The organism is Curtobacterium sp. MMLR14_010 (assembly GCF_001865015.1).
Taxonomy (GTDB): Bacteria; Actinomycetota; Actinomycetes; order Actinomycetales; family Microbacteriaceae; genus Curtobacterium.
Genome location: NZ_MJGV01000068.1, coordinates 194,244 through 217,565, shown reverse-complemented (window position 1 = coordinate 217,565; position 23,322 = coordinate 194,244). Strand labels below are relative to the sequence as shown.

Here is a 23,322-nt window from a genome sequence, read left to right as displayed (position 1 = left end):
GAGGCTCGTGGCGGGCCCGCACCGAGCCTCCAGTCCGGCCCTGGTCGCGACTACCGCGCGGCGAGCGCGCCTTCGTACAGGTCCCGCTTGGAGAGCCCCGTCGCGTCCGCGACGGCGGCCGAGGCCTCCTTCATGCGGGTGCCGGCGGCGACGCGTTCGAGGACCAGGCGGACGCCGTCCTCGATCGAGACGACGTCGTCCGAGGCGGAGGCGCCGGCGACGACGACGCAGATCTCCCCGCGGACGCCCTCCGCTGCCCAGGCGGCGAGCCCGGCGAGCGAGTCCCGCTTGACCTCTTCGTAGAGCTTCGTGAGCTCGCGGCAGACCACGCCACGGCGGTCGTCACCGAACGCGGCGGCCATGTCGGCGAGCGTGTCGGCCAGCCGGTGCGGCGACTCGAAGAAGACCATGGTCCGTTGCTCGCCCGCCAGGGCCTCGAACACCCGGCGCCGCTCCCCCTGCTTGCGCGTCGGGAAGCCCTCGAAGGTGAAGCGGTCGGTCGGCAGGCCCGAGACGGCGAGCGCCATGAGCACGGCGGACGGGCCCGGGAGCGCGGTCACGGTGACGCCGGCGGCGGCGGCGGCCTCGACGAGGGGGAAGCCCGGGTCGCTGATGGCGGGCATGCCCGCGTCGGTCAGGACGACCACGTCGGCGTCCCTGGCGAGCTCGACGACCTCGGCGGCGCGGGCCCGTTCGTTGTGCTCGTGGAGCGGGATGAGCCGCGGGCGGTTCTCGATCCCGAGGGCCCGCATCAGGTGGATCGCGGTGCGGGTGTCCTCCGCGGCCACGATGGTGGCGTTCGAGAGGGTCTCGACGAGTCGGCGCGACGCGTCGCCGAGGTTGCCGATGGGAGTTGCTGCGAGCACGATCACAGCCCCATTGTCGTCGCAGCGAGCCCGTGCGCCGCATCCGTAGGATCGTGCGGGTGACCACGGACCTGGCCGACGCGCCTCCCTCTGCGCCCGACGTGCCCCGCGGGTCACGTCTCGACGACTGGTGGGGCCGGCTGCTGTCGGTCGGCTGGCGGCTCGCCGCGTGGCGCTGGGGCGGCCCGATCGCCGTCACCGTGCTCGCCGCGCTGCTGCGCTTGGTCGACCTCGGGCGACCACACGCGCTGGTGTTCGACGAGACGTACTACGTCAAGGACGGCTGGTCAATCGTCCACCTGGGCTACGAAGGCACCTGGCCAGCGAATCCGACCGATCAGACGAGCCCGACGACCGACGACCGCTTCACCAGCGGACAGACCGACATCTTCACGAGTGCCGCGGAGTTCATCGCGCACCCGCCGCTCGGCAAGTACCTCGTCGGACTCGGCATGCTGCTGTTCGGCCCGGACAACTCCTTCGGCTGGCGCTTCGCCGTCGCGGTGCTCGGCATCGCCACGGTGTTCCTCGTCGCGGTGATCGCCCGGTCGCTGTTCCGGTCGACGCTCGTCGGGACGCTCGCGGGCGGGTTCATGGCGGTCGACGGCCAGGCGATCGTGATGTCACGCGTGACGCTGCTCGACGGCATCGTGACGTTCTTCGTGCTGCTCGGCTTCGGCGCGCTGCTGCTCGACCGACGGTGGACGGAACGGCGACTCGAGCGCTGGGTGGCCGGGCGCGTCGCCGCTGGCCGCGACACCCTGTGGGGGCCGGTGCTCTGGTGGCGGCCGTGGCTGCTCGCGATGGGTCTGGCGCTCGGGCTCGCGACGAGCACGAAGTGGACGGGGATGTACTTCCTGGCGTTCTTCGCCGTGTACTCCGTGCTCGTCGACATGATGCTGCGGAAGCGGGCGGGCATCGAATTCTGGTCCTCGAGCGCGTTCCTGCAGCAGGCTCCGGTGACGTTCCTGCTGACCGTGCCGATCGCCGCCGTCACCTACGTCGTGTCGTGGACCGGCTGGTTCGTGTCGGAGGACGGCTGGGACCGCCAGTGGATCGCGTCCGGCGGACAACGGTGGACGGGCGTCCTGTCGTGGGTCCCTGACAGCCTGCAGAACTGGTGGCACTACCAGTCGGAGATCTACGGCTTCAACATCGGCCTGCACACGCCGCACTCGTACCAGGCGAACCCGCTGCTCTGGATGCTGATGCAGCGACCCACGTCGATGTACTACGTCGGCACGAACGCCGGGGACTCGGGCTGCGCCGCTGCGCGCTGTGGCGAGGCGATCACCGGCATCGCGAACCCGTTCATCTGGTACCCGTCGGTGGCCGCCGTGATCGCGCTGCTGGTGCTGTTCGTCCTGCGCCGCCGGTGGGAGTACGGCTTCGTCACGATGGGCGTCGGCGCCGGCTACCTGCCGTGGCTGCTCTACGTCGACCGGACGGTCTTCCAGTTCTACACGATCGCGTTCGAGCCCTACATGGTCATGGCCCTGGCCGCCGTGATCGGGGTGCTGCTCGGGTCACGGAGGGACCCACGACCCCGTCGGACCAAGGCCGTCGTGTGGATCGGCGTGTACCTCGGGGTGGTGCTGCTCGCGACGGCGTACTGGTACCCGATGTGGACGGCGCTGCAGCTGCCGTGGGACTTCGTCCGGTCGCACTACTGGCTGCCGAGCTGGCTGTAGGCGCGCTGGTCGCGCTGGCGGGTCGGTCCGGACCACCACCGGACGGGAGGCTCGGTGCCAGGCCGCCACGAGCCTCCAGTCCGGCGGGTGCCGAGCGGTCACGACACCCCGCCCGCGATTGCCGAGGGGCCACGAACAGTCGGTTCGGCCTGCCTGAGGCGACGGTTCTCGACCGGTCAGCGGACGTGAGCGGTGGGTCGTGACCAGTCAGGAACCCGGTGGCGGCGCGCCCGGGCCGACGTGAGCGGCGTGTCGTGACCGGTCAGGACTGGGCGTGCAGCGCGCGCTCGAGGGTCTCGCGGTCGAGCGGGTCGCCGAGCATGCCGTCCGGACCCGTCGGGGGCAGGACGCCGTCGATGACGACCTTGGCGTAGCGACGCCAGGCGTCCGGGTCGTGCGCACGCGTGGCGTCGGCGACCGAGCCGATCATGGTGGTGAGCATCGGCAGGTCGCGATAATCGAAGCCGTCGCGGACCACGCCGGCGTCCCGTGCGCGACCGATGATCGCGGTGACCTGGCGTTCGAGGCGGTCGCGTTCCTGCACGATGGACGGTCGTGCCTTGCCGGCGCGGATGATCGCGTCGGCGAGGGCGCGGTCCCTGGCGCGGAACTCGAACACGCCCATGAGGTAGAGGCGGAGCGATTCGCGCGGGTCGATCTCCTCGGCAGCACGTTCGGCGGCGGTGTTCATCGCCTCGAACTTGGTGGCGAGGAGAGCCTCGATCAGGGAGTCCTTGTCGGCGAAACGACGGTAGACCGTGCCGACGCCGACCCCGGCTTCGTGCGCGATGTCGTTCAGCGTGACCGAGAGCCCGCGTTCTGCGAAGCACTTGCGAGCCGTCTGCAGGATCAGCTCGCGGTTGCGTGCCGCGTCGGCTCTGAGGGGCCGCTCGAGGTCGGCGTGCTGATCGGTGGTGCTCACGTCCACGACCGTAGTTGAACTTTCTGGGAACAAGCGGATGCACTCCGTCCGTTTTGGTCTACAGTAGGCGGAACCGGATGCCTGGCATCCGGTTCCACCACATCAATACAGTGCCCGACGGCGCGCGCTGCGAACACCCTCCACCCCTTCTCGAAGGAGGCCTGCTGTGACGGCAGAACAGACCGCGCCCGCACCCACCGGTTCGGCGCCCGCGACATCCGGTGCCACCGCACCGCGCAAGGACCACCGCTGGATCACCCTGGCGGTCATCGCCCTCGCGCAGCTCATGGTCGTGCTCGACGCGACGATCGTGAACATCGCGCTCCCCTCGGCACAGCAGGACCTCGGGTTCGGCACGGACCAGCGGCAGTGGGTCGTCACGGCGTACTCGCTCGCGTTCGGCTCCCTGCTGCTGCTCGGTGGTCGCCTCGGTGACCTCTTCGGCCGCAAGAACACCTTCATCATCGGGCTCGTCGGGTTCGCCGTCGCCTCGGTGCTCGGCGGACTCGCCGACTCGTTCGGGCTGCTCGTCGCCGCCCGCGCCCTGCAGGGTGCCTTCGGCGCGCTGCTGGCCCCGTCTGCGCTCGGCATGCTGACCACGACCTTCCGCGACCCGAAGGAACGCGGTCGTGCGTTCGGCATCTTCGGCTCGATCGCGGGTTCCGGCGCGGCCATCGGCCTGCTGCTCGGTGGCGTCCTGACGGAGTACACCTCGTGGCGCTGGTGCCTCTACGTCAACGTCGTCTTCGCCGTCCTCGGTGTCATCGGCGCGCTGGTCTTCATGGTGAAGCCCCCGAAGGTCGACCGTCCGCGCATCGACGTCCTCGGTGTCGTCACGATCACCCTCGGGCTGGTCGGCGTCGTCTACGGCTTCTCGAACGCCGAGACCAACGGCTGGGACGACCCCGTCACGATCGCGATGCTCGCCGTCGGTGTCGTGCTGATCGCGGCCTTCGTGTTCATCGAGACCCGTGTCGCACACCCGCTGCTGCCCCTCCGCGTCGTGCTGGACCGTGACCGCGGCGGTTCGTTCGTCGCCATCGGCCTCGTGGCGATCGGCATGTTCGGCATCTTCCTGTTCCTGACCTACTACCTCGAGCAGACCCTCGGGTTCTCGGCGCTCCAGACGGGCCTGGCGTTCCTGCCGATGCCGCTGTCGATCATGATCTCGGCCACGCAGATCGGCGGCCGCCTGCTGCCCCGCGTCGGCCCGAAGGTGCTGATCTTCGCCGGTGGCCTCGTCGCTGCGACCGGGCTCCTGCTGCTGCTCCGCACCGACCTGGACAGCTCCTACGCGGGCACCGTCCTGCCGGCGCTGGTCGTCATCGGGCTCGGCATGGGCACGATCTTCTCGTCCGCGATGAACACCGCGACGACCGGGGTTGCCCGCGCCGACGCCGGTGTCGCCTCCGCGACGGTGAACACCATGCAGCAGATCGGTGGCTCGATCGGCACCGCGTTGCTGTCGACGATCTTCGCCGACGTCGTGAAGAACAGCCTCTCCGGGCTGTCCGCCGCCCCGACGAAGCTGCAGCAGGCCCAGGCCACGCTCGACGGCTACCACGCGGCGTTCGGTATCTCGGCCGGGGTGCTCGTGCTCGTCGCGATCGCGAGCGGGCTGCTCATCAACCGGCAGAGCGTCCGCCTCGAGAAGCTCGCGCACCTCAGCGCGAACGCCACGGGCAGCGTCCCGGTCGCGGCGCACTAGCGCTCGCACCACCCGCGCGGCGGCAGCCCGCTCGACTCCGGTCGGGCGGGCTGTTCGTGTGTGGGGGATGTTCGTGTGCCGGGGCGGTTCCCCGCCGCCCGACGTTGACCCGGCGCCTGACTCGGGGCGCTGCCTCGCCGATGCCTTCCGACTCGGAACGACACGACCGCTGTCGTACGACGTCGACGTTGTCGTTCCGGGTCGCGGGTCGCGGGGCCACGTGCCGCTTGCCCGCCGCCCGCTCGCCGCCCGCTCGGAACGACACGACCGCTGTCGTACGACGACGGCGTTGTCGTTCCGAGTCGGGGGCCACGTCCCCGCTTGCCCGCCGCCAGCTCGACGCCCGCCCGCCGCCCACGCGCTGCCGATCCAGAACGACACGACCGCTGTCGTACGACATCGACGTTGTCGTTCCGAGTCGCGGGGAGGAATGGGAGCACGCCCGATCTCCCACCCCACTCCCCCACAGCCGATCCGCAGCGCCCGCATTGCGGATTGTTGCTCATCCTCGGGGTCGCGTCAGGGGTGCGCATTATGGTCGGACGCATGCCCCCCGTCCTGACCTCGCCGCTCGTGTCGACGCAGTGGCTCGCCGACCACCTCGGGGCGGACGAGCTCGTCGTGCTCGACGCCTCGGTACACACCGCGGGGGTCGGTCAGACCATGACCTGGAGCAGCGCGCAGGACTCCTACGAGCAGCGCGGACACGTCCCCGGCGCCCGGTACGCCGACCTCGTCACGGACTTCTCCACGCCCGACGCCGACCTGCCCTTCACGCGGCCGTCGGCAGAGCACTTCGAACGCGCTGCCCGGGCCCTCGGCATCACGAACACCTCCACGGTCGTGGTCTACGACGACAGCGTGGGCGAGTGGTCTGCCCGCCTGTGGTGGATCTTCCGCTCGTTCGGCTTCGACGACGTCGCCGTGCTCGACGGCGGATTCGTCAAGTGGCGGGACGAGGGCCGCCCGGTGCGCATCGGCAGCCTGAAGAACCGCCCGGTCGACGCCGCCGAGGCCTTCTTCGCCGGTGAAGAGCGCCCGCTCTGGGCCGACCGCAGCCGGGTCGAACGCGCGGTCGACGGCTCCCAGCCCGCGGCCCTGGTGCTGGCAGCGGACGAGACCGTCCTGGGCACCGAGCACCCGCCGCTGGTCCCGGGGACGACCCCGATCACACTCGGGCGGGTCATCGACCAGGACTCGAACGCCCTCCGGCGCCGCGCAGCACTCGCCGACGTCTTCGCTCCGGTGCTCGCTGCCGACGAGATCGTCACCTACTGCGGTGTGGGCAGCGCCGCGTGCGTGGACGCCCTGGCGCTCACAGTCCTCGGCCACGACCACGTGCAGGTGTACGACGGGTCGTTGGCGGACTGGTGGCGCCGCGAGCCGGAGCCCATCGCGTCCTGACGCGCACCACTAGGTTGGGCGGCATGAGCACCAGACGCGCAGTGGTCCTCGGCGGCACCGGTGGCATCGGCTCCGCCGTCGTCCGCGAGCTCCGGGCCAGCTCCGGCAGAGGCGGCGACGACTGGCACGTCGACGTCGTCGCACGCCACGGCGGTCCGGCCGCCGACGCCCTCACGGCCACGGGCGCCACGTTCGTCCCCGGCGACCGCCGCGACACGACCGTGCTCCGCGAGCTCCTCCGCCCCGGCGCCGACCTGCTCGTCGACACCGTCGGGATGACCCGCGACGATGCCGCCCAGCTCCTCCCCTACCTGCCCGACGTCGGCTCGACGGTGTTCGTGTCGTCGAAGGCCGTCTACGTCGACGAGCAGGGCCGCCACGCCAACTCGCCCGAGCGGCCGGTGTTCGGCGGAGCCGTGACCGAGATCCAGCCGACGGTGGCCGCCGCAGACGCTGACCCCACCAGCCGCGACGGCTACGGCGCCTCGAAGGTCGCAGCCGAACAGCTGCTGCTCGACCACGGGTCCCCCGTCACCGTGCTCCGTCCGTCGAAGGTGTACGGCCCCGGCATCGGCCGACCGCGCGAGTGGTTCGTCGTCCGACGGGTGCTCGACGGCCGCGAGCGCGTCCTCCTGGCCGACCACGGCCGTGGCGTCGACCACACCACGGCCGCGAGCGGCATCGCCTCGCTCGTGCGCCTGGTCGCGGACGCGCCCGATCGTCGGATCCTCAACGTCGCCGACGAGACGGCTCCGAGCGCGCTGGAGATCGTCCGGACGGTCGCTGCGCACCTGGACCACCGCTTCGACGAGGTGCTGCTCGACGCCGACGCCCCGACCTTCGTCGGCGTCACCCCGTGGTCGTCGCCGTCGCCGTTCGTCCTCGACACGACGGCGGCTCGTTCCCTCGGCTGGCAGCCGCCGCGGTTCGAACAGGCCGTGGGCCCGGAGCTCGACTGGCTCGTCGAGACCGCGCACCGCACCCCCGTCGACGGTGACGTGCCGTGGGCGTCCGACCCGTTCTGGGACCGGATGTTCGACTACGGCCCCGAGGACGCCGCCCTCGTCCTGCTGTCGATGGGCACGGACTGAACCGCGTGCCCCGCTCCGAGGTCCTGTTCGTCGGCGGTCGCTCCGGTGTCGGCAAGTCGACCGCAGCCGAGGCGCTCCACGACCTCCTGAGCGCTGCGGGCGTCCGGCACGCGGTGATCGAGGGCGACGTCCTCGACCTGGCGTACCCGGCTCCGCACGTCGAGCACCCCGAGGCACGGCTCGCCGAGCGGAACCTCGCCGCACTCTGGGCCAACTACCGGGAGCTCGGGCACCACCGGCTCGTCTACACGAACACCGTGTCGGTGCTCGAGGCAGACCGGCTCACCGCCGCGATGGGTGACGACCCGAGCGTGGTCGCCGTGCTCCTGCGCGCTGGGGACGACACGACGGCGGCCCGCCTCACGCGCCGTGCCGGGGGCGAACTCCCGGTGGACCAGCTCGCGCACAGCACCAGGACGGCCGGGAGGCTCGACACGGCTTCCCCGGACCGGGTCACCCGGATCGACACCGACTCCATGGCCCCCGCCGACGTCGCCCGTCGGCTCGCGTCCCTGACGGGGTGGCTCCCCGCCTGAGTCCTGTGGACGACGACGTCTTCTCCCCACTTCGCCACTCCGCCGGGCCCGTCCAGCGGGAAGCGGGCACGCTGGATGCATGAACGACAACCGGCTCGGCTCCGCCGTCAGCCCCTACCTCCGCCTCCATGCCGACAACCCGGTGGACTGGCGCGAGTGGGGGCCCGACGCCTTCGCCGAGGCACGCGCCCGCGACGTGCCGGTCCTGGTGTCCATCGGTTACGCGACGTGTCACTGGTGCCACGTGATGGCGCGGGAGAGCTTCGCCGACCCCGAGATCGCCGAGCTGCTCCGGCAGGACTTCGTCGCGGTCAAGGTCGACCGTGAAGAACGTCCCGACGTCGACGCCAGCACGATGGCGGCGGCCGCGGCCTTCACCGAGCAGCTCGGGTGGCCGCTGACCGCGTTCATGACCCCGGACGCCCACGTGTTCTTCGCGGGGACCTACTACCCGCCGACCCCCGTGGGCGCGCACCCGGCGTTCCGCCAGGTCCTCGGCGCGGTGCTCGACGCCTGGCGCGACCGCCGCACCGAGGTCCACGCGAACGCGTCGGCGATCGCGACCGCGATCCGGCAGGGGACGACGGAGGCGACCGACGGCGGCGGTGACGGTCGGGGCGGAGCCGAGCCGAGCCTCCCGTCCGTCGACACGATCCGAGGGGTGGTGGACGCCCTCGCCCAGGGTGAGGACGCCGACCACGGCGGTTTCGGCGGCGCTCCGAAGTTCCCCTCCGCGCCGTTGCTCGAGTTCCTGGCCGACGTCGCCGCCGACGGTGACGACCAGGCGGCGGGACTGCTCGAGCGGTCGCTCCTGGTGATCGCGCGGTCGGAGCTCACCGACGCCGACGGCGGCGTCTTCCGGTACGCGACCAAGCGCGACTGGAGCGTGCCGCACTACGAACGGATGCTCTACGACAACGCGGGACTCCTCGCGATCGCCCCGCAGGACCAGGCACGGGGCATCGCGGACTTCCTGCGCGACACCCTCCGCCGTGGTGACGGCGCCTTCGTCGCGGCGCAGGACAGCGAGTCGACGATCGACGGCCGCCGGGTCGAGGGCGAGTGGTACCGACTGCCGCTCGGCGAGCGCCCGCGCTTCGACCCGCCGCCCCTCGACGACCAGGTCCTGACGGGGTGGAACGGCCTCGCGATCCGGGGCCTGGCGATCGCCGGTGCCCGGCACGGGGACGACGAGATGCTCGACCTCGCCCGCGCCGCCGCGGACGCCGTGCTCGCCGCCCACGTGCAGGACGGCCACGTGGTCGTCCGGTCGAGCACGCCCCGGGGTGCGTCGACCGCGCCACCGACCATCGAGGACGTGGGGCTGCTCGCGGAGGGGCTGCTCGAACTCGCGCTCGTGACCGGAGAGCTCCGGTACGCGACGGCCGCGCGCTCCCTGGTGGACGACGGGGTGGCGGGGGCACTCGAGGTCGACCCGGTGCTCGCTGCCTCGGGCACCGCGACCGGGGAGCAGCCGCAGACCGCACTCCGGTCGGGGACCGTCGCGCTCGCGAACGCCAGCGCACTGCTCGGTGCGCTCACCGGCGACGACCGCTCCCGTCCCGCCGCGGCTCGTCTGGTCGCCGACCGCGCCCGCACCGGCACGACGCGGCCGCTCGGCCACGCTGACGCCCTCGGGGTGGCGCTCAGCCTGCAGCAGCCGTCGCGAGAGCTCGTCGTGGTCGCTTCGGACCCCGTGGTGCTCCACGAGTTGCGGACGCTCGCAGCCGCCGCCCGACGCCCTGGCTCCGTGGTCGTCGCCGTCACGCCGGAGCAGGCGCGGGCCTGGTCGGCTGCGGGGTTCTCGCTGCTCGACGGCCGCGACGCACTCGACCCCGCTGCGTACGTCTGCCACGACCACGTGTGTGCCCTGCCGGCGCGTTCACCCGAGGAACTGACCGCGCAGCTCGCGTCGAGCTGACTGCGGGCGGTATCCTGGAATGCTCATGTCTCCCACGCCGCTCGTCATCACCTACCCGCCCGAGCTGCCGGTCTCGCAGCGGCGGGACGACATCGCCGCGGCGATCCGCGACAACCAGGTCGTGATCGTCGCCGGCGCCACGGGGTCCGGCAAGACGACCCAGCTCCCCAAGATCTGTCTCGAACTCGGCCGCAAGCACATCGGGCACACCCAGCCGCGCCGGATCGCCGCCCGCACGATCGCCGAGCGCGTGTCCGAGGAGCTCGGCGGCGAGCTCGGCGACCTGGTCGGGTACCAGGTCCGCTTCACCGACAAGGTCAGCGCGAACACCCGGGTCAAGCTGATGACCGACGGGATCCTGCTCAACGAGATCCACTTCGACCGCGACCTCAAGCGCTACGACACCATCATCATCGACGAGGCCCACGAGCGCTCGCTGACGATCGACTTCCTGCTCGGGTACCTGAAGCGGCTGCTCGTCCGGCGCCCGGACCTCAAGCTCATCATCACGAGCGCGACGATCGACCCGCAGTCCTTCTCGGCCCACTTCGACGACGCCCCGATCATCGAGGTCTCCGGGCGCACCTACCCGGTGGAGATCCGGTACCGCCCGCTCGTCGCCGACCAGCCCGACGATGACGGCGACGAAGGCGACGAAGGCGACGACGAGACCGACTCGCGGACGGCCGACGCCGGCAGCAGCGCCGACGACCGTGACCAACTGACGGGCATCACGGACGCGCTCGACGAACTCGCGCGCGAAGCCCCCGGCGACGTGCTCGTGTTCCTGTCCGGCGAGAACGAGATCCGCGACGCCCAGGACGCCATCGAGGGCAAGCGCTACCCGGGCACCGAGGTCCTGCCCCTGTACGGGCGGTTGTCCGCGGCCGACCAGCACCGGGTGTTCCAGCGCAGCGGCACCCCGGGCGTCCGGCGTCGCGTGGTCCTGGCCACCAACGTCGCCGAGACCTCGCTGACCGTCCCCGGCATCAAGTACGTGATCGACACCGGGACGGCCCGCATCTCCCGGTACTCCCCGCGAGCCAAGGTGCAGCGGTTGCCGATCGAGGCCATCTCGCAGGCCAGCGCCAACCAGCGTTCCGGCCGCGCCGGACGCACCAGCGCCGGCATCGCGATCCGGCTCTACTCGGAGGACGACTTCGACCGCCGCTCGGAGTTCACCGACCCGGAGATCCTGCGGACGAACCTGGCGGCCGTGATCCTGCAGATGATCAGTCTCGGCTTCGGCGACATCGAGGCCTTCCCGTTCCTGCAGCCGCCGGACTCGCGTGGCGTGAAGGACGGCCTCGACCTGCTCCGCGAACTCCGCGCGGTGGACGCCGCCGGTGCGATCACGAAGTCCGGACGGCAGCTCACCCGCCTGCCGATCGACCCGCGGCTCGGTCGGATGGTGCTCGAGGCCGGCAAGCAGGGCGTCGGGCGCGAGGTCATCGCGATCGTGTCGGCCCTCAGCATCCAGGACCCCCGCGAGCGCCCCCTCGAGAAGCGCGCGCACGCCGACCAGCTGCATGCCCGGTTCGCCGATCCGACCAGTGACTTCCTCACCCTGCTCGGTCTCTGGAACCACATCCAGGACAAGCAGGACGAGCTGTCCTCCAGCGCGTTCCGGCGCCTGTGCAAGGCCGAGTTCCTCAACTACCTCCGCATCCGCGAGTGGCAGGACCTGTACCGCCAGCTGTCCCGCGCCGCCAAGCAGGTCGGCATCGACGTGGCCAACGACCGCACGGACGACCCCGACGCCGTCCACCGCTCGCTCCTGGCAGGACTCCTCAGCCAGATCGGGTTGCGCGACCGCGAGAAGCGGGACTACCTCGGCTCCCGCAACACCCGGTTCGTGCTGTTCCCCGGCAGCGTGCTCGCGAAGAAGCAGCCGGACGCCGTGATGGCCGCCGAGCTCGTGGAGACCAGCCGGTTGTTCGCCCGGACAGCGGCACGCATCGACCCGCTGTGGACGGAACAGCTCGCCGGCGACCTGCTCAAGCGCACCTACGGCGAACCGCACTGGGAGAAGAAGCAGGGCGCCGCCGTCGCGTACGAGCGCGTGACCCTGTTCGGCGTGCCCATCGTGCAGCGTCGGCGGGTGCAGTACGTCCGCATCGATCCCGTGCACTCCCGCGAGCTCTTCATCCGGCATGCGCTGGTGGAGGGCGAGTGGGACTCACAACAGGCCTTCGACCGCGCCAACCGCACGCTGCGGAAGGAACTCGAACAGCTCGAGGAGCGGACGCGTCGCCGGGACATCCTGCTCGACGACGAGACCGTCTACGAGTACTACGACGCCCGTATCCCGGCGGAGATCGCGACGACCCGCGACTTCGAGGGCTGGTGGCGCCGAACACGTCGAGACCAGCCCGACCTGCTGACCATGCGGCGCGAGGACCTGCTCGACGAGTCCGCCGCCTCCGCTGCCGAGGACGACGCGGAGTACCCCACTCAGTGGCGTTCCGGCGACAACCGCCTGGCGGTCCGGTACCGCTTCGAGCCCGGCGCCGAGGACGACGGCGTCAGCGTGCAGGTCCCGCTCGCGCTGCTCCCCCGGATGCGCGAGGAGGGCTTCGACTGGCAGGTCCGCGGACTCCGCAAGGAGCTCGTCACCGCCCTCATCAAGGCGCTGCCGAAGCAGATCCGCAAGAACGTCGTGCCCGCGGCGGACTGGGCCGAGAAGATCGTCGACGAGCTCCCCGATGACGCCCCGACGACGCCGACCGAGAGCTTCCGTGCCACGCTCGCCAAGACCATCCAGCGCATGACCTACGTGCCGGTCACCGAGCAGGACTTCGACATGACGCGGGTCCCAGCGCACCTGCTGCCGACCTACGCCGTCGTCGACGAGCGCGGGCGCCGAGTCGAGGCCGGCAAGGACCTCACCGCACTGCAGACCAAGCTCAAGGACCGCACGCAGGAGAGCGTCGCACGAGCGACACAGCAGGGCGGCCGACGCGGGGCCGCGCGGGTCGCGGACGCTGCTCCCGCCGGTCGGCTCGAGCGCTCCGGACTCGTGGCCTGGCCCGACACGGACCTGCCCGAGGTGCTCGACACCAAGCAGGCGGGTGGCGTCATCCGCGCCTACCCCGCCCTGGTCGAAGAGGGCTCCGGCCCGAAGGCGACGGTGGGCGTGCAGCTCCTGGCGACCCCGGGCGACCGCTCCGTGCGGATGCCCGCCGGTGTCCGTCGACTCGTGATGCTCGCGGTGCCCTCGCCCGTGTCCTACATCCAGTCGCACCTGACCTCGCAGGAGAAACTGGCGCTCGCAGCCAGCCCGTACCCGTCGACGGCCGCGCTGTTCGACGACGTGCTCGCGGCCGTGGTGGACGCCGGCATCCGCGCCGCCCACCCCGACGGACTGCTCTACACGCGCGCCGAGTTCGAGCGCGTCCGGGACTCGGTGTCCGCCGGGGTCGTCGACACGATGTTCACCGCCGTGTCCGAGGTCGCCGCGGTCCTCGCCGCCCAGCGGAAGGCCGAACGCGCGATGAAGCAGGCGACGTCCATGTCGCTGCTCCCCGCGTTGAACGACATGCGGCAGCAGCTCGAACGGCTCGTGTTCCCGGGGTTCGTCGCGGTGGCCGGGCTCGACCGCCTCCGCCGGATCCGCGTGTACCTGCAGGGTGTCGAGGCCCGCGTGACCAAGCTCCTGCAGAACCCCGGGCGCGACGCCACCTGGATGCGCGAGGTCTCGGTCGCGACCGGCCGGTACGAGGACGCCGGCGGCACGTTCCCGCCGGTCGTCGGCGCGCACGCCGAGCTCGCCCACGCCCGGTGGATGCTCGAGGAGTTCCGACTCAGCCTCTTCGCGCAGGAGCTCGGCACCGCCGAGACGGTCTCGCTGCAACGGATCACGAAGGCCCTGTCCGCAGCAAGCGCCTGAGGACTATCCTCACCGGCATGATCGGCACCTTCGACGTCCTCGTCCTCGACTGCGCGGACACCCGTGCACTCGCTCGCTTCTACGCGGAACTCCTCGGCGGCGAGGTCGTGGCCTTCGACGAGGACTGGGCCGAGGTCGTGCTGCCGATCGAGGGCAACCGGCCGCTGCTCGCGTTCCAGCAGGTCGAGCACTACCGGGCGCCCGAGTGGCCCGGGCAGGACGTCCCCCAGCAGATGCACATCGACGTCAAGGTGGACGACCTCGACGTGGGCGAAGCAGCGGTCCTCGCGATCGGGGCGACGGCGACCGGGGCGGCGAAGGACGACGCCGGCATCGAGAGCTTCCGTGTCTACCTCGACCCCGCCGGGCACCCCTTCTGCCTCATCCGGCCCGGGGACTGACGACCGACGCGGACAGCCGGCGACTGACGCGGACAGCCCGGCCACTGCGCCCGGAGACCGTCCAGGCCCCGGTGGCATCGTCACTGGCATGAGCACCACCGAGATCGACACCAGGTTCACCGAGCGCGTCGTCAGGCGTGCCGTCCAGAACGTCCGCGAGGGCGGCAAGCCCTTCGCCTGTCTGGTCGTCCGGGACGGCAAGGTCCTGGTGGAGGCGACGAACCAGGTCGCGCAGTCCGGCGACGTCACGGCCCACGCCGAGATCTCCGCGATCCGTCTCGCAACGGAGATGGGCATCACCGACCTCAGCGGCACCGACGTCTACGTCACCGCGTACCCGTGCCCGATGTGCCTCGGCGCGCTGTACTACGCCCAGCCGGCCCGGGTCGTGTTCGCCGCGTCGCGCGAGCAGGAGTCGGAGCACTACGAGGACGGCAACAGCCTGATGACCCTCGACACGTTCTACGACGAGTACGCGAAGCCCGTCGACGAGCGCACCCTGCACGCGGAACAGGGGCCGAGCGAGGACGCCACCCTGCCGTTCCGCGAGTGGTCGGCCCGCCAGGACTGACAGCCGGAACCGGCCGGGGCAGCCGGACCGGTCAGTCCACCGTCGAGGTCGCGAGGCCGTCGACGACCTCGACGTGCGGCAGCCCGGCCAGGACGGCCCCTGGCAGGAACAGCTTCGCCCCGCGGACGCCCGCGCCGATGACGACCTCGGGCACCTCGGCCACGCGGGCGTCGACGTACACGGGCCACGACGACGGCAGTCCGATCGGCGTGATCCCGCCGTGCTCCATCCCGGTCATCGCGACGGCGTCGTCCGTCGGCGCGAAGCTCGCCTTCCGGGCCCCGAGCAGCTGCTTCACCGTGCGGTTCACGTCGAGGCGCGTCGACGCCAGCACGATGCACGCTGCGTACGTCAGGTCCTCGCCGCGCTTCCCCACGACGACGATGCAGTTCGCACCGCCCTCGAGCGGGTAGCCGTACGCCTCCGAGAACGCTGCCGTGTCGGCCAGGGCGGCGTCGATCGGCGCGGCCTGGATCCGGCTCAGGACGTCGGCGGGCAGACGGACCAGGGCCTCCGCGACGGGGATCGCGAGGAAACCGGTGGCCACGAGGGCAGGGACACGCTCCAGACTCGGCATCGTCCCACCCTACGAGCGCCGCCCGCACGACCCGGTCAGCCGCCCGCTCGGTCAGCCGCCGCCCGGTCAGCCACCCGGACTCAGCCGAGCGTCCCCGCCCGCTCCGTCAGCTGCCCCACCACGTCGGCGGCGATCTCCCCGAACGACGCCGTCGGCTTCCCGTCCGTCCACCGTTCGAACGCCGCGTCGAGCGCCAGCACCCCGAACTCCCCGCCGAGCCGGGCCCCGAGCTCGTCGACACCCTGCCGGACGAACGCCGACGTCATCGCCGCGCTGATGCCGGCCCGCTTCAGCAGTTCACGTTCCCGCAGCTCGGGGTGCCGCGCGACGATGACGCGTCGCTGCGAGGCCTGACGGTGCCGTTCGTCCGCGAAGGCCAGCTCCCCCGCCCGGGTGAACGCCGCGGTCAGGTACTCGGCGACGGACAACCCCGTCGGCAGCTCCGACACCGCGGCGACGAGCAGGTCGGAGAGCGTGTCCTCGGTCCCGAACACCACCTCACGCTTGTCCGCGAAGTGCCGGAAGAACGTGCTGCGCGTCAGACCGGCACGGTCCGCGATCTGCGCGACGGTCGTCTCGTCGTAACCGGGGTCGACGAACAGGTCGAGCGCGGCGGACTCCAGACGCTCACGACTTCCTGATGCCCATCGACCCATGACGCTCATCCTACTGATGCGACTGAGTCCCATCATGTGTACAGTGATGGCACGCAGTCCCATCACTTCGTCAGGAGCACCACATGCGCGTCTTCGTCACCGGAGCATCCGGTTGGATCGGCTCGGCCGTCGTCCCCGAACTCCTCGCCCACGGACACCAAGTCGTCGGGCTCGCCCGGTCCGACCGGTCCGCCGACGTCATCACCGCCGCGGGAGCCGAGGTCGTCCGCGGCACGCTCGAGGACCTCGACGTCCTCCGCTCGACCGCCGCCGCGAGCGACGGCGTCGTGCACCTCGGCTTCTCCCTCGACAGCGGCGGGTTCGACGAGGGGATCCGCATCGACGCCGCCGCGACCGATGCCCTCATCGGAGCCCTCGCCGGCAGTGGCAAGCCGTTCACCGCGACGAGCGGGACGTCGGTCCTGCCCGGACAGGTCTCGACCGAGCACGACGCCCCCGACCTCACCAACCCGGTCGCGGGACGCTTCCGGATCGCGGAGACGGTGCTCGCCGCAGGAGCGCAGGGCGTCCGCTCAGCCGTGGTCGGGATGCCCCGGTCGGTGCACGGCGACGGCGACCGGTTCGGCTTCATCCCGATCATGATCGCCGCCGCGCGTGAGCACGGCGTCTCCGGGTACCTCGGTGACGGCACGCAGCGCTGGCCCGCCGTGCACGTCCGTGACGCGGCCCGGCTCTACCGCCTGGCACTCGAAGGCGCACCCGCCGGCACCCGGCTGCACGCCGTCGGTGACGAGGGCGTCCGGATGCTCGACATCGTCGAGGCCATCGGACGACACCTCGCCCTGCCGGTCGAACCGGTCGACCCGGAGGTCTACGGCTTCCTCGGTGGCGTCTTCGCCATGGACCAGCCGTCAGCCGCGCCCGTCGCGCACGAACTCCTCGGCTGGTCGGCCGAGGAGCCCGGCCTCCTCGACGACATCGAGGCAGGACACTACTTCCGCTGACAGGTCCGCCCGGTCGGAGGATGTGGTGGCGGGCCCACCGCCGGACGGGAGGCTCGGGACCAGCCCGCCCCGAGCCTCCCGTCCGGCACTGGGCCGGGCCACGCTGGGTCAGCCGCCGGCGCGCGCCTCCAACGCCTGTTCGAACTCCCGCCGCATGGCGTCGCCGCCCCGGCGACGCCAGTCGCGGACGACCGACTTCCACCCGGAGACCGGCGCGCGACCGAGCAGGACGTCGTTGACCGCACTCGTGGCGAACGTGCCGATGGCCGGTCCCTTCGTGGAGTTCGTCGGCGAGTAGAGCCCGTAGGTCGGGTTCGTGATCCCGTCCTCGAGCCAGGACGACAGCGACTCGTACACGACGTCCGTCATCTGCGGGGCCCCCGCGTAGAACAGCGGGAGCGGGCACTCCGTGAAGTACTGCAGCGGGAACTCGCCGAGCGCGGTCTCGCTGTTGCCCGTCTTCGTGAGCACGGGTGCTCCGTCGCGGTACTCGAAGTCGCGGCCCTCGATGCCGAACTTGCGGTAGAGCCAGGCCTCGGTGCCGAACGGCGACGCGCACCAGTCGAGCACCCCGAGCAGCATGCGGATGCGCTCCTCCGACCCGGCGGCGAGCGCGGTGATCGCGTTGTTCGGGTCACCGAGCCACGGCTTGGGCTTCGCGCCGCCCGGTCCGACGAACGGCGCCATCGTCATCCGGAACCCGCTGCCGGGCTCGGCCTGTTGGAGGAGGCCGGGGATCGCGCTGTAGCTGTCCTGCAGCATGAGCGCCGAGCCCTGCACGAACCAGACCTTGCCGTTGTACGCGGTGACGCTGTCCGGGTGGACGAGGCCCTCGGCCAGGAGCTTCCGCGAAGCCTCGAGCATGTCCTGGTAGGCCTCCACCTCGTACATGTGGAGGAGGCGGCCGTCCTCCTCCTCCCATTGGTTGGGGACGCCGAACATCGAGGCGAGGATGTTCGTCGGGACGGAGCCCAGTGCCCAGCGGTTCCGCTGCGGGTCGGAGACCTCGCGGCAGAGGGCGACGAACTCGTCGAGGCTCCCGAACGCCGGGTCCACGCCGAGCTCCTCGAACAGGTCCTGCCGTCGGTGCAGCACCCCGGTCGTCAGCGGCCCGCGCGGCACGGGCACGCCGTAGATCCCGCCGGAGAACACGGTGCCGCGCCACGACGCCGTGGGCAGGTTCGCCAGGTAGGGGTAGTCGCGGACGCCGCTGCCGGACAGGATCCCGGTGAGGTCGGCCGCCTTCGCCTCGAGGAACTGCGGCAGGTACGAGAACGTGCCGAAGACGGTGAAGACGTCGCCGAGGGTGTCCCCGGCGACCTGTGTGGCGAACTTGTTCCCCCAGTCGGCGTTCGGGGTGATCGTCAGGTCGAGGTCGACGCCCATCCGCTCGTCGAGGCCCTGCCAGTACGGATTGCTGCCCTTCGAGGGCGGGACCGGCGAGTTCGTCGGGACGCTGCCGTGCAGCGCCGAGCCGTCGCCGGGCACGCGCTTCGTCGGTACCAGGGTCGACGGGATCCGCCGGAAGGCGGACGGCATCAGGGCACTGGTCTTCGGCAGCACCGGCTCCGGTCCGCCGGTCCACGGCACGTAGTCCGGCAGCGTGACGGCCCGGTTGATCGCCTTGACGTCCGTCGAGCGGGTCACGGTGTCGCAACCGGCCAGGAGGCTCGTGGCCGCGATCCCGAGACCGCCCACGATGAGTCCGCGGCGGCTGATGCCGCGTGGTGCGTTGGTCGCCATGGGTCAGCCCTTCACGGCACCGGTCAGGACACCCTTGGCAAAGTGTCGCTGGAGGAACGGGTAGAGGACGAGGATCGGGACGATCGACACGACGAGGATCGCCATCTGGATCGACGCCTGCGGGGGCAGGGCGTCGGAGCTGGTCCCGAGGTCGGCCCCGCCGAGCTGGGCGTTGTTGATCACGTACGTCCTGAGCACGAGCTGCAGCGGCCACTTCGCGGTGTCGTTGATGTAGAGCAGCGCGTTGAAGAACGCGTTCCAGTAGCCGACCGCGTAGAACAGGCCGATCACGGCGAGGACGGCCTTGGACAGCGGGAGCACGATGCGCAGGAAGACGCCGAAGTCCCCGGCGCCGTCGATCCGGGCGCTCTCGATGAGCTCCCGCGGGATCGCCATGAAGAACGAGCGCATCACGATCACGTTGAAGGCGCTGAGCGCGGTCGGCAGGATGAGCGCCCAGTACGAGTCGAGCAGGCCGAACTGCTTGACGACGAGGTAGTTCGGGATGAGGCCCGGCGCGAACAGCAGGCTGACGAGCACCAGGCTCAGCACGACACCGTGCCCGTAGGAGCCCGGGCGACTGAGCGCGTACGCGAGCATCGCGGTGACGAACAGGCTGATGAGGGTGCCGACGACGGTGATGCCGACGCTGACCAGGAGCGCTCGGGTGACGACGCCGCCGGCGAAGATGCTCTCGTAGGCACTGAGGTCGAGCCCCTCCGGCCACAGCACGAAGCCGCCGGCGCCGTTGACCTGGCTCGAGGGCGCGAGGCTCGTCGAGACGATCCCGAGGAACGGCAGCAGGACGACCAGGCAGATCACGAGCAGGACGAAGCCCGTCAGCATCCGGCTCGGCAGCGGCGGCGCGTCCAGCGGCCGGTGCTTCCTGGCCTTCCCCGCCGGCACGGTGACACTGCGCGTGGCGCTCATCGGGACTCCTTCTGGTAGACGCCCGCTTCGCCGAAGACGTGCGCGAGCTTGTTGGCACCGAGGACGAGCAGCACCCCGACGACGCCCTTGACGAGACCGACGGCGGCGGCGACGCCCCACTGCCCGCCGAGCACACCGTTGTTGTAGACGTAGGTGTCGAGGACCTCGCTCGCGGACCGTCCGACGGCGGCCTGTTGGAGGAGGATCTGCTCGAACCCGACGGTGAGGGAGTCCCCCAGTCGGAGGATGAGCAGGAGGATGATGATCCCCCGCATGCCGGGCAGGGTCACGTGCCAGAGCTGCCGCCACCGACTGGCGCCGTCCATCCGCGCGGCCTCGTACAGGCTCGAGTCGATCTGCGAGAGCACGGCCAGGAACAGGATCGTCGCCCAGCCGGTGTCCTTCCAGATCACCTGGCTGGTCAGCAGCGCGATGAAGCCGTTCGGGTTGCCGAGGAAGTCGATCGCGTCACCACCGGCGGCCCGGATGGCGTTGTTCACCAGGCCGGAGCCGCCGAGGATCTGCTGGAACACCGCGACGACGATCACCCACGACAGGAAGTGCGGCAGGTAGAGCACCGACTGCACGACCTGCTTGATCCGCTCGGACAGCAGCGAGTTGAGCATGATCGCGAGGACGATCGGCGCCGGGAACACGAACACGACCTGCACGAGGGTGATGACGAGCGTGTTCCGCAGTGCGCCGAGGAACTCCGGGTCCCCGTTGACGATCACCGCGAAGTTCTCGAACCCGACCCACGGGCTGCGCCCCAGGGGCACGAACGGCAGGTACTCCTGGAAGGCGATGAGGTTGCCGAGGAGCGGCAGGTAGTGGAAGCCGAGCAGGAGCGCGACGCCCGGCAGCCCCATCAGCAGCAGGACCCGGTCGCGGCGGATGCGCTCCCACGTGCTCCGTCGTGCCGGTGCGCGGGGTGGCGATGTCGTCCCAGCGGTCGTCCCTGCCGTGCGGCGCACGCGGTCGTCGAGCTTCGTCACTCCGGGCCTCCTCCGTTGGATTCCTGAGGCGACCCTGTCGGGTGGGGCAACTGGTTGGCAACCCGTTGCCACGATGTTCCATCGTTGTAACGCGTTGGCGCGGTCCAGTGACCGCTCACCCGAGGATCGAGGGCGGCAATCGGTAGGTGCGGACGGCGTTGACGGCGAACGCGGCGGCCTGCTCCGACGGGGACCAGTCGCGTGTGATCGCCAGGAACCCGCGGTGGATCTGCTGGTACGTCGCGACCAGGCCGTCGACGGGGAAGTTGCTGGCGAACATGATCCGGTCGGCGCCGAAGACCTCGGCCGCGTCGGTCACGATCCCCCGGTTCCGCTCAGCCGTCCAGGGTTCGCCGGGCACACCGATCCCCGAGACCTTGAGCACGACGTTGTCCTCTCGGGCGATGACCCGGAGGGCGTCCCGCCACGCGGCGAGCCCCGCGGCCGAGCGGTCGGCGGGGAGGCCGGCGTGGTCGACGACGACCGTCGTCTCGGGGTGTCGGGCAGCGAGGCGCGCCGCCTCGGGCAGGTGCCACCAGGGGACCTGTAGGTCGAAGTCCAGGCCGTACCGGTGCAGGAGCGCGAACCCCCGCTGCCACTGCGGGTCAGCGAGGAGTCCGCGGTCGGTGGTCGCGGCCGCGGGCTCGGTCGCACCACCGGGCTTGTGCCGGACACCGCGGACGCGCGGCAGTGCCGACAGCTGCTCGAGCACGGACTCCACCCCGGGGTCGTCGAGGAGGGCGTGCGCCACGGACGCCGTCGGCAGCCCGTGCTCGTCCGACACCGCGGCCGTCCAGAGCATCTCACCCACCGGGTCGTCGTCCTCCCACTCGGTCTCCATCGAGACGGAGCCGACGAGGTCGATGCCCGCCGCGTCACGACGGAGGTCCGGCGGCAGGTAGTCGCGCTTGATCGACTCGTAGTCGCCGTACCGGAACGGGATCCGCACGCCCGGTCGCAACCAGGGCTGCCGACCCTCGGACGGCCGCCAGACGTGGTGGTGCGCGTCGACGACCGGACCGGTGTAGTCGGCCACCGTCAGCGACCCTGGACCGCGGGCTCGAGGACCCGGCGCGTGGCGAGCGGGCGGTTGAAGTCGATGAACATCGACCCCGCGAGGTAGACCACGCCGGCGATGGCGAGGAACAGGAACGCCCCGGCGTACCCGCCCCCGGAGGCCCCGATCGCGTAGCCCATCACCACGGGGGCGATCGCGCCACCGAGGCTCGACGCCACGTTCATGACGGACCCGACCCGGCCGACCTGCGACCGCGGCGACAGCCACGACGGGATGGCCCAGTAGACGCCGCCGAACTGGTTGAAGAAGACCGCGAGGGCGAGGGCGACGAGGGCCGCGTAGCCGGTCGACACCGTCGGGAGCACGAGGATCGACGCGACGGTGCCGACGCCGGAGACCGCGAGGACGAGCTTCATCGCGCGGTTGTAGTTCGTGGTCCTGGCGCGGAGCCGGTCGGTGGCGAAGCCCGACACGACCTGACCGAGCACACCCATGCCGTAGATGAAGAACGTGCCCCAGCCGAGGCCGGCCAGGTCGAAGTGCAGGGCGTTCGACAGGTAGGACGGCGACCAGGAGATGATCCCCCACCAGACCGTCGCCCAACCGAGCCGGCCGAGCCACATCGCCCAGAAGGACGACGACCGGGCGTAGTCGGAGACGGCGGGGAGCGCACCCTGCTCCGTCTCCTGCGTGACCGGGTCGTCACCGTGGATGTAGTCGAGCTCGGCCTGGTTCGTCTTCGGGTGCTTCTCGGGGTCGTCCCGGACGTACACGTAGTAGAGCACCGAGACGAGCACCGTGATCACACCCGTGATGACGAACGACCACCGCCAGCTGCCGGACAGGCCGATCAACCCGGTGATGATGAGTCCGCCGACGGCGCTGCCGAACGGGCTGGCCGCGTCGATGAAGGTCGCTCCGCGGGCCCGCTCCTTCGAGGGCAGCCACTTCGAGTTCAGCTTCGAGCCCGCCGGGTAGACGGGCGCCTCGGAGGCGCCCATGCCCAGGCGGGAAGCGACGAGCATGATCCCGCCGGTCGCGATGCCGCCGAGGACCTGGAACAGCCCCCAGAGGCCTGCCGCCCACAACACGACCTTGCGCGCGCCGATGCGGTCGAGCAGCCACCCGCCGGGGATCTGGAACAGCAGGTAGGTCCAGAAGAACGAACCGAGCACCCAGCCGTTGACGGCGGGCGAGAGCTCGAAGTCCTCGCTGATGAAGGGCAGGGAGATCGACAGCGCCGATCGGTCGACGAAGTTCAGGAGCACCAGGACCCAGAGGATCCCGAACACCCCCAGGCGGACCCTGGAGCGGGTCGCGGGCATCGTCGTGGGGTCTGGCCGTGCGGGCCGTTCGTGGTTGGTCACCGTTGTTCTCGATCCTCGGTACTACGTCGTCCAGGAATGGGGTGGTGGTGGTGCGGCGGTGCGTGGTGCGG

At 71.1% G+C, this 23,322-nt stretch carries 19 protein-coding genes; 10 read left to right on the top strand and 9 right to left on the bottom strand.

From position 1 onward, the window contains the following. Window positions 1–50: 50 nt before the first annotated feature. Window positions 51–872: a 16S rRNA (cytidine(1402)-2'-O)-methyltransferase gene (gene rsmI / locus BIU98_RS14910; protein ID WP_071278230.1), complete on the bottom strand. Its 822-nt coding sequence runs from the start codon at window positions 870–872 to the stop codon at window positions 51–53. A gap of 53 nt (window positions 873–925) precedes the next feature. Here rsmI and BIU98_RS14905 point away from each other — a divergent pair, with 53 nt between their 5' ends. Then, window positions 926–2,557: a dolichyl-phosphate-mannose--protein mannosyltransferase gene (locus tag BIU98_RS14905; protein WP_071278228.1), complete on the top strand. Its 1,632-nt coding sequence runs from the start codon at window positions 926–928 to the stop codon at window positions 2,555–2,557. A 262-nt stretch (window positions 2,558–2,819) separates the two neighbouring features. Here BIU98_RS14905 and BIU98_RS14900 read toward each other — a convergent pair whose 3' ends face one another. Next, window positions 2,820–3,479, bottom strand: coding sequence for a TetR/AcrR family transcriptional regulator (locus BIU98_RS14900; protein ID WP_071278383.1), 660 nt, complete (start codon window positions 3,477–3,479; stop codon window positions 2,820–2,822). 166 nt (window positions 3,480–3,645) lie between these two features. Between BIU98_RS14900 and BIU98_RS14895 the strand changes: the two genes are divergently transcribed. The 8 genes from BIU98_RS14895 (at window position 3,646) to BIU98_RS14860 (ending at window position 15,000) form a co-directional block, all read left to right on the top strand. Beyond that, a complete protein-coding gene (locus tag BIU98_RS14895; protein WP_071278225.1) occupies window positions 3,646–5,187 on the top strand; it encodes an MFS transporter in 1,542 nt (513 codons plus the stop codon). Window positions 5,188–5,733: 546 nt separating this feature from the next. After that, the gene (locus BIU98_RS14890) at window positions 5,734–6,591 is read left to right on the top strand and encodes a sulfurtransferase (protein ID WP_071278223.1); all 858 of its coding nucleotides are present in this window, start codon (window positions 5,734–5,736) and stop codon (window positions 6,589–6,591) included. Between the two features lie 23 nt (window positions 6,592–6,614). Further along, window positions 6,615–7,682, top strand: a complete 1,068-nt coding sequence (locus BIU98_RS14885; protein WP_071278221.1) for an NAD(P)-dependent oxidoreductase — start codon at window positions 6,615–6,617, stop codon at window positions 7,680–7,682. A 5-nt stretch (window positions 7,683–7,687) separates the two neighbouring features. Continuing rightward, window positions 7,688–8,218 carry an ATPase gene (locus BIU98_RS14880; RefSeq protein ID WP_071278219.1) on the top strand — a complete coding sequence of 177 codons (531 nt, stop codon included), beginning with the start codon at window positions 7,688–7,690 and terminating at the stop codon, window positions 8,216–8,218. Window positions 8,219–8,297: 79 nt separating this feature from the next. Then, complete coding sequence (locus BIU98_RS14875; RefSeq protein ID WP_071278216.1) at window positions 8,298–10,139, top strand: thioredoxin domain-containing protein; 1,842 nt, start codon at window positions 8,298–8,300, stop codon at window positions 10,137–10,139. Between the two features lie 25 nt (window positions 10,140–10,164). Beyond that, a complete protein-coding gene (gene hrpA / locus BIU98_RS14870) occupies window positions 10,165–14,028 on the top strand; it encodes an ATP-dependent RNA helicase HrpA (RefSeq protein WP_071278381.1) in 3,864 nt (1,287 codons plus the stop codon). Window positions 14,029–14,045: 17 nt separating this feature from the next. Then, the gene (locus BIU98_RS14865) at window positions 14,046–14,429 is read left to right on the top strand and encodes a VOC family protein (protein ID WP_071278214.1); all 384 of its coding nucleotides are present in this window, start codon (window positions 14,046–14,048) and stop codon (window positions 14,427–14,429) included. 88 nt (window positions 14,430–14,517) lie between these two features. Next, window positions 14,518–15,000 (top strand): nucleoside deaminase, encoded by a 483-nt coding sequence (locus tag BIU98_RS14860; RefSeq protein WP_071278211.1) that lies wholly within the window; start codon window positions 14,518–14,520, stop codon window positions 14,998–15,000. 31 nt (window positions 15,001–15,031) lie between these two features. Here the strand turns inward: BIU98_RS14860 and BIU98_RS14855 are convergent, their stop codons facing one another. Together BIU98_RS14855 and BIU98_RS14850 are read right to left on the bottom strand one after the other, a co-directional pair. Then, window positions 15,032–15,577 carry a YbaK/EbsC family protein gene (locus tag BIU98_RS14855; protein WP_071278209.1) on the bottom strand — a complete coding sequence of 182 codons (546 nt, stop codon included), beginning with the start codon at window positions 15,575–15,577 and terminating at the stop codon, window positions 15,032–15,034. Window positions 15,578–15,657: 80 nt separating this feature from the next. Continuing rightward, window positions 15,658–16,233 (bottom strand): TetR/AcrR family transcriptional regulator, encoded by a 576-nt coding sequence (locus BIU98_RS14850; protein ID WP_071278207.1) that lies wholly within the window; start codon window positions 16,231–16,233, stop codon window positions 15,658–15,660. 83 nt (window positions 16,234–16,316) lie between these two features. Between BIU98_RS14850 and BIU98_RS14845 the strand changes: the two genes are divergently transcribed. Continuing rightward, window positions 16,317–17,198: an SDR family oxidoreductase gene (locus BIU98_RS14845; protein WP_071278205.1), complete on the top strand. Its 882-nt coding sequence runs from the start codon at window positions 16,317–16,319 to the stop codon at window positions 17,196–17,198. 108 nt (window positions 17,199–17,306) lie between these two features. Here the strand turns inward: BIU98_RS14845 and BIU98_RS14840 are convergent, their stop codons facing one another. The 5 genes from BIU98_RS14840 to BIU98_RS14820 form a co-directional block, all read right to left on the bottom strand. Then, the gene (locus BIU98_RS14840) at window positions 17,307–18,941 is read right to left on the bottom strand and encodes a hypothetical protein (protein WP_071278202.1); all 1,635 of its coding nucleotides are present in this window, start codon (window positions 18,939–18,941) and stop codon (window positions 17,307–17,309) included. Between the two features lie 3 nt (window positions 18,942–18,944). Next, on the bottom strand, window positions 18,945–19,871 hold the full coding sequence (locus tag BIU98_RS14835; RefSeq protein WP_083393286.1) for a carbohydrate ABC transporter permease: 927 nt from the start codon (window positions 19,869–19,871) through the stop codon (window positions 18,945–18,947). Further along, the gene (locus BIU98_RS14830) at window positions 19,868–20,866 is read right to left on the bottom strand and encodes a sugar ABC transporter permease (protein ID WP_254787934.1); all 999 of its coding nucleotides are present in this window, start codon (window positions 20,864–20,866) and stop codon (window positions 19,868–19,870) included. The genes BIU98_RS14835 and BIU98_RS14830 overlap by 4 nt, the downstream gene beginning before the upstream one ends. Before the next feature lie 115 nt (window positions 20,867–20,981). Continuing rightward, window positions 20,982–21,902 carry an amidohydrolase gene (locus BIU98_RS14825; RefSeq protein ID WP_071278200.1) on the bottom strand — a complete coding sequence of 307 codons (921 nt, stop codon included), beginning with the start codon at window positions 21,900–21,902 and terminating at the stop codon, window positions 20,982–20,984. A 2-nt stretch (window positions 21,903–21,904) separates the two neighbouring features. Continuing rightward, window positions 21,905–23,251 carry an MFS transporter gene (locus BIU98_RS14820; RefSeq protein WP_139200766.1) on the bottom strand — a complete coding sequence of 449 codons (1,347 nt, stop codon included), beginning with the start codon at window positions 23,249–23,251 and terminating at the stop codon, window positions 21,905–21,907. Window positions 23,252–23,322: the final 71 nt, after the last annotated feature.

What these genes read in the sequence shown, in the direction of transcription:
- BIU98_RS14865 (WP_071278214.1), top strand. Translation starts at nt 14,046, where the DNA reads ATGATCGGCACCTTCGACGTCCTCGTCCTCGACTGCGCGGACACCCGT.
- BIU98_RS14890 (WP_071278223.1), top strand. Translation starts at nt 5,734, where the DNA reads ATGCCCCCCGTCCTGACCTCGCCGCTCGTGTCGACGCAGTGGCTCGCC.
- BIU98_RS14850 (WP_071278207.1), bottom strand. Translation starts at nt 16,233, where the DNA reads ATGGGTCGATGGGCATCAGGAAGTCGTGAGCGTCTGGAGTCCGCCGCG.
- BIU98_RS14885 (WP_071278221.1), top strand. Translation starts at nt 6,615, where the DNA reads ATGAGCACCAGACGCGCAGTGGTCCTCGGCGGCACCGGTGGCATCGGC.
- BIU98_RS14835 (WP_083393286.1), bottom strand. Translation starts at nt 19,871, where the DNA reads ATGAGCGCCACGCGCAGTGTCACCGTGCCGGCGGGGAAGGCCAGGAAG.
- BIU98_RS14860 (WP_071278211.1), top strand. Translation starts at nt 14,518, where the DNA reads ATGAGCACCACCGAGATCGACACCAGGTTCACCGAGCGCGTCGTCAGG.
- BIU98_RS14855 (WP_071278209.1), bottom strand. Translation starts at nt 15,577, where the DNA reads ATGCCGAGTCTGGAGCGTGTCCCTGCCCTCGTGGCCACCGGTTTCCTC.
- BIU98_RS14840 (WP_071278202.1), bottom strand. Translation starts at nt 18,941, where the DNA reads ATGGCGACCAACGCACCACGCGGCATCAGCCGCCGCGGACTCATCGTG.
- hrpA (WP_071278381.1), top strand. Translation starts at nt 10,165, where the DNA reads ATGTCTCCCACGCCGCTCGTCATCACCTACCCGCCCGAGCTGCCGGTC.
- BIU98_RS14875 (WP_071278216.1), top strand. Translation starts at nt 8,298, where the DNA reads ATGAACGACAACCGGCTCGGCTCCGCCGTCAGCCCCTACCTCCGCCTC.
- BIU98_RS14845 (WP_071278205.1), top strand. Translation starts at nt 16,317, where the DNA reads ATGCGCGTCTTCGTCACCGGAGCATCCGGTTGGATCGGCTCGGCCGTC.